Source organism: Mesorhizobium sp., from assembly GCF_024509055.1.
Classification (GTDB): Bacteria; Pseudomonadota; Alphaproteobacteria; order Rhizobiales; family Rhizobiaceae; genus Mesorhizobium.
Map to the genome: position 1 here is coordinate 1 of NZ_JANINM010000315.1, position 1,843 is coordinate 1,843.

Sequence of the window (1,843 nt, forward strand, 5' to 3'; positions counted from 1 at the left end):
GCATGCTGAACTCGATCGTCGCCGGCCAGGTGCCGGTCGAGCGCTACCGCCTGGACAGGAAGACGTGGACCAGCCTGCGCAACTGGGTCCACTTCTAGTCATGTTGAAATTCAGGTGAGGCCGGCCTGCAAATGCCGGCTTCCTGTGCTTCCGGTGCTCACGTACTTTAAGTACGCTCCGCTCCGGTTCTCGGAAGCCATCATTTTCGGCTCGGCCTGACCTGAATAGCAACATGCCTAGGCCCCGGTGCCAGAAGGCGACTCAGCTCAGCTCGGCCCAGAGCGGCAGATGGTCGGAGCCGGCGGCCTGCCGGTCGGACCACAGGTGCTTCAGCGATCTGGCAAGCGAGGCGCTGGTGAAGATGTAGTCGATGCATTTGTGGCGGCTCTGGTCTTCGGGCCGTTCGGGATCGACCCAGGTGACCAGGCCGGCGACATCGAGACGCTGGGCAACGTCGACGGCGAGATCAGCGGTGAGCGGCATGCCGAATTCGTGGTCGGGACGGCCGGCGAGTTCGACATATTCGGGCGATCCCGGCAGCATGTTGAAGTCGCCCATGACGATGAAGGCTTCGGGATAGGGCAGGTCGGGCAGGCCGATCTCGGGAATGCCGGACAGGCCGCCGCCCTCCAGCGCATAGTTGAGCAGGCGCTGGCGCAGGAAGCGGATCTGGCTCTGGCGCTCGACGGGGCTGCGGTGGTCGAGATGCGTGGAATAGAAGCGGATGAAGCCGAGCGGCGTCTCGATCAGCGCCTCGAGCGCGCCGCGCTGGAAGTTCATCGTCTCGAGGCTGCGGCTGCGCGGCAAAAGGAGATTGCGCGACAGGTGGATGGGCGTCTTCGACAGCACCATGTTGCCGAGCTGGAAACTCGTCGAGACAGCGCGGCCGTTCTCCAGGCGCGAGGCGATATTGACCTCGAAATTGCTGCCATAGGCGGCAAAATAGTCGGGCAACGCTTCGCCGATCTCGGCCACCATGTCGCGATCGCCGTTCCGCGGATTGTTGCGTGTCACCTCCTGCAGCGCGATCACATCGGCGCCGCGCACCGCGTTGGCGATACGGTCGACATCGTATTTGCCGTCGAGTCCGATGCCGTACTGGATGTTGTAGGTGACGATCTTCATTCCGGTACTCCAACACTCACAAGTCGCGAAAACCCGAAACGATCGTCGCGCGGAATCCTTCACAATCGGGCGGTGCTAGCGCGTTCGCGGCGCCTGCAACAGCGTCAGCCTGCGCTTTCGTCACAAAACAGCCTCGCCCTCGGCCCCGCCTTGGTTTAGAGCAATCGCGCAAGGCAATCAGCAGAAACCTCGAAAATCCTATGAAATTCCTCGACCAGGCCAAGGTTTATATTCGCTCCGGCGACGGCGGCGCCGGATCGGTGTCGTTCCGGCGCGAGAAATTCATCGAGTTCGGCGGGCCCGACGGCGGCGACGGCGGCCGCGGCGGCGATGTCTGGGCGGAAGCGGTGGACGGGCTGAACACCCTGATCGACTATCGCTACCAGCAGCATTTCAAGGCCAAGACCGGCATGCACGGCATGGGTCGCAACATGACGGGCGGCAAGGGAGCCGACATTACGCTGAAAGTGCCTGCCGGCACGCAGATCTTCGCCGAGGACAATGAGACGCTGATCTGCGATTTGACCGTGGTCGGCCAACGCTTCCTGCTTGCCAAGGGCGGCAATGGCGGCTTCGGCAACCAGCATTTCAAGACATCGACCAACCAGGCGCCGCGCCGGGCCAATCCCGGTTTGCCCGGCGAGGAGCTCAGCATCTGGCTGCGGTTGAAGCTGATCGCAGATGCCGGCCTGGTCGGCCTGCCGAACGCCGGCAAGTC

General features: G+C 63.2%; 1 protein-coding gene and 2 pseudogenes. 2 read left to right on the top strand and 1 reads right to left on the bottom strand.

Going from position 1 to position 1,843, the window contains the following annotated elements; translation table 11 throughout:
• Nucleotides 1-98, top strand: a pseudogene (locus tag Q0L57_RS34255) (N-acetyltransferase); the annotation flags it as partial.
• A 163-nt stretch (nt 99-261) separates the two neighbouring features.
• Here Q0L57_RS34255 and Q0L57_RS14000 read toward each other — a convergent pair.
• On the bottom strand, nt 262-1,125 hold the full coding sequence (locus Q0L57_RS14000; protein ID WP_296743543.1) for an endonuclease/exonuclease/phosphatase family protein: 864 nt from the start codon (nt 1,123-1,125) through the stop codon (nt 262-264).
• A gap of 200 nt (nt 1,126-1,325) precedes the next feature.
• Here Q0L57_RS14000 and obgE point away from each other — a divergent pair.
• Nucleotides 1,326-1,843: pseudogene (gene obgE / locus Q0L57_RS14005) on the top strand (GTPase ObgE); the annotation flags it as partial.

Coding starts and splice junctions, on each gene's coding strand:
- Q0L57_RS14000 (WP_296743543.1), bottom strand. CDS start 1,125: ATGAAGATCGTCACCTACAACATCCAGTACGGCATCGGACTCGACGGC.